Source organism: Dietzia sp. SYD-A1 (genome assembly GCF_015356725.1).
Lineage (GTDB): Bacteria > Actinomycetota > Actinomycetes > Mycobacteriales > Mycobacteriaceae > Dietzia.
In genome coordinates, this window is record NZ_JADDKI010000290.1 from 1 (window position 1) to 3,591 (window position 3,591).

General features: G+C 69.4%; 3 protein-coding genes. 1 reads left to right on the forward strand and 2 read right to left on the reverse strand.

Annotation, left to right across the window (positions count from 1 at the left end; translation table 11 throughout):
• Positions 1 to 447: anti-sigma factor (locus IY392_RS12230; RefSeq protein ID WP_194861363.1), on the forward strand; the 447-nt coding region annotated here is incomplete at its 5' end.
• A gap of 6 nt (positions 448 to 453) precedes the next feature.
• Here IY392_RS12230 and IY392_RS12235 read toward each other — a convergent pair.
• Together IY392_RS12235 and IY392_RS12240 are read right to left on the reverse strand one after the other, a co-directional pair.
• A complete protein-coding gene (locus IY392_RS12235; protein WP_107757591.1) occupies positions 454 to 1,728 on the reverse strand; it encodes a class I SAM-dependent methyltransferase in 1,275 nt (424 codons plus the stop codon).
• Between the two features lie 11 nt (positions 1,729 to 1,739).
• Positions 1,740 to 3,212 (reverse strand): FAD-binding oxidoreductase, encoded by a 1,473-nt coding sequence (locus IY392_RS12240; protein WP_194861364.1) that lies wholly within the window; start codon positions 3,210 to 3,212, stop codon positions 1,740 to 1,742.
• Positions 3,213 to 3,591 lie beyond the last annotated feature (379 nt).

Sequence of the window (3,591 nt, forward strand, 5' to 3'; positions counted from 1 at the left end):
GTCCTCGTGGCCGCGGGCGTCACCGTCGGGCGCCTGACGGGCGGGGCGGCGCCGGAGAACGACCTGCCGGTCGCCGCTCCGCCCGCCGCCACGATGCCGGACGAGGTCGCGTCCCTGCTCACCGCACCCGACCTCGAGATCTCCCGCGGTCAGGTGGGCGGCACCGGTAGCGCCACGGTGTTGGCGTCCAGGTCGGCTGACATGGCGGTCATCTCCATGACCGGGATCCCGGAGCCGGCCGAGGGCCGCGCCTATCAGCTCTGGCTGATGGGCCCGGATCACGACCCGATCCCGGCGGGGACGATGGAATCCGGCGAGGTGGGCCCGTCACCCTCCGCCGAACTGAGCGGTATCCGCGGCTCCGCCCAGATCGGGATCACCGAGGAGCCGGCGGGCGGATCCCCGGCGCCGACCGGCGACGTCCTGCTGGCTCTCGACCTGGCCTGATCCGGTTCACGCCTGCCACCATTGCCGCAGGGGAACGTCCCAGGTCATGGAGTCGCCGAGCCGGACGGCCAGGATCTGGTGGAGCTGGATCTTGTTGTGTTCGAAGCCGTACTGGCAGGCGCCCATGTAGAGACCCCACAGTTTGGCCATGGGTTCACCGACCTCCTCGACCGCCTCGTCCCAGTGTTCGACCAGGTTCGCGCACCAGTCGCGCAGGGTGAACGCGTAGTGCTGCCGGAGGTTCTCCTCGTGCACCACCTCGAACCCCGCGTTCTCCGCCTCGAGGTGGACGGTCCCGGCACCGGCCAGTTCGCCGTCCGGGAAGATGTACCGGTCGATGAACGCGCCCGCCTTGACGGACCGCGAGTTGTCCGGACGGGTGATGCAATGGTTCAGCAGACGCCCTCCCGGCTTCAGGTACCCGTGGAGTCGGGTGAAGTATCCGTGGTAGTTCCTGCGCCCGATGTGCTCTGTGATGCCGATGGAACTCACGGCGTCGAAGTCGCGCTCGGGCACGTCGCGGTAGTCCATCAGCCGGACCTCGGCAAGATCCTCCAGCCCCTGGGCTCGGATCGCGGCCTGGCCCCACTCGACCTGCTCCCGCGAGAGCGTCACGCCGATCGCGCGGACCCCCCGGGAGGCCGCGTAGCGCACCATCCCGCCCCACCCGCACCCCACGTCCAGCAGCCTGTCGCCGGCTTTGAGACCGAGCTTGTCGAAAACGAGGCGGTACTTGTTCTCCTGCGCCTTCTCCAGGGACATCTGTGCGTCGGTGTAACACGCGCAGGTATAGGTCATGGTGGGCCCGAGGATCCACTCGTAGAACCGGTTGGACACGTCGTAGTGGTAGCTCACGACCTCCGAGTCCCGCTTCTTGGAGTGTCTCCGCATGCCGTGCGCGACCCGGCGCCACGCCGCCGGCACCTCCTGCTCGGGAATCGGCAGCATCGTGAGGTTCTCGCGTCCGATCGACCGGGCGATCCGGGCCATCGTCCGCACGTCCGGCCTCCGGGTCATGGCCTTGCGGAAGACCTCGAGCGCGCCGAACGCGTCGTGCGGCGCACCGGGATGTACCCCGTCGACCTCGAGCTCACCCATGAGGTAGGCGCGGGCCAACCCGAGATCCCCCGGCGCGGTCACGAAGTACTGCAGCGCCTTCGGACTCTTCAGGCGTAGTACCAGCTCACTGTCGGGCGGGCCGAACACCGAGCCGTCGTAGGCCTCGATACGCAGGGGTGGCTCGCCCGTCGCGAATGCGTCGACGATCTCACCGATCGTCATCCTGTCCGTCGTCACCGTGCACCCACCGCCTTGTCGTAGAGGGTCGAGAACCGACCGTTCGGGTCGAACTCCGCCTTCAGCCGGGCGGCGTGCTCACCGCCGTACAGCTGGTCGAACTCCTCCCGGGAGTAGAAGACCTCAGAGTAGAGCGACTTGTGTCCACCGAGGCGGGAGACCTCCTCCTCGATGCGCCGGTTCCACGCCCCCTCCACCGACCCCGGCTCTACCGGCGCCGAGGACCAGAAGCCGATGTTGACATAGGTTGTGTCGGGCGACAACGGGTACAGAGGCCACGGCCGGTCGGAGCCCGGCCCCCCGTCCGGTGTCGGTGCCGGGGCGCGCTCCCGCAGCCGCAACGGACACACCCACAGTGGTTCGATGGGCACCTCATTCAGGAACCACCCGAGGAACTCGGCCGTGCGGTCGATGGTCACCTCGATGTCCTGCACCACACGCTCGCGCGGGCCCTCGCCCTTGAGCGCCCCGATCCGGTTGCCCAGGTCGTACCTGTGGTCCAGCCCGATGATCTTCCAGTACGCGGACGACCGGAGGAGGTGCTGCGGCCACAGGGCGCGGATCCGGGGATTCTGCACGCCGAACGCCCGCGAACACCAGAACCAGTCGGTGTCCCACCGCCACAGGTAGTCGCGGATGGTCAACCGGTCGCGGGCCATCGATCCGGGCTGTCCGCCGTGCCGGATCGACCGGTAGTAGATCGCCTGCTTGTCCCGCACTCCCGTGTAGTCCGAGACGGGACCGGGCTCGTCGGTCCGCCGCCCCAGGGTCAGGTAGGACTCGTCGGCGGAGAAGACGACCCCGTCCAGGAAATCGACGTCCTCGTCGTCGTACGACCCGGACTCGCTGATCCGCCCGAGCCCGTCGGCCAGCGCGGCGAGGGAGCCGAAACGGAGATGTCGCAGCTCGACGTAGCGGGCCACGGGTTCGAGCGCGATGCGCAGCCGCACGGCGTACCCGAGCGAGCCGTACGAGTTGGGGAACCCGCGGAAGAGCGCCTGCTCGCGCACCGTCCCGTCGGGGCGGGCGGTGACGATCTCGCCCGTCCCGGTGAGGACGTCCATCTCCAGCACCGACTCGTGGGGCAACCCCAACCTGAAGGAACTGGACTCAATGCCCAGCCCGGTCACGGCGCCACCGAGGGTGATGGTCTTGAGCTGCGGCACCACGTACGGCATCAACCCGTACGGCAGGGTGGCGTCCACCAGATCCTCGTAGGTGCACATGCCCTGCACGTCGGCGGTGCGGGCGTCCGGGTCCACGGAGACCACGCGCGTCAGCCCGGTGGTGTCGAGACCGGGCGACGACGACGAGGCGCGCGGCCTGAACAGGTTGGACGTCGTCTTGGCCAGCCGGACGGGCTCCCCCCGGGGGACCGCCTCGAAGCTGGCGAGGAGTCGGCGGACACCCTCGTCATGGTGCCGGGACCCGACGACCAGCGATCCGGACAGATGACCGTGAGTGCCCATGCGCCCCACCATAGTGGCGGTCCGCGACGACCGGACTTGATCCGGCAGCGGTCCACCCCGGTGTCCCGGCCAGTGTGCTCCCCACCCGCCTCACGGGGCCGGGCGCCACTGACGGGCGGGTCTCGATCTCGTCTCGATTGTGACACCGGTCGCATCGTCTCCGCCGAACCCTCTCGAGCTGGCAGACCGCGTACGTACTCTTCCCGCATGGAGGACCCCCGCGCCCGGGCACGCAGTCGGCCCCACTCGGCGCATCCCACATCCCACATCGAGGAGGGCCCGTCATGAGCACACGCGCACACCGAGCCGAGCGGTCCGCCCGGGGCGCCCGCGAGATCCGTCCCGTCCGACGACGCGGGATCGTCGCCCCGTCGCGGTC

Coding starts and splice junctions, on each gene's coding strand:
- IY392_RS12235 (WP_107757591.1), bottom strand. CDS start 1,728: ATGACGATCGGTGAGATCGTCGACGCATTCGCGACGGGCGAGCCACCC.
- IY392_RS12240 (WP_194861364.1), bottom strand. CDS start 3,212: ATGGGCACTCACGGTCATCTGTCCGGATCGCTGGTCGTCGGGTCCCGG.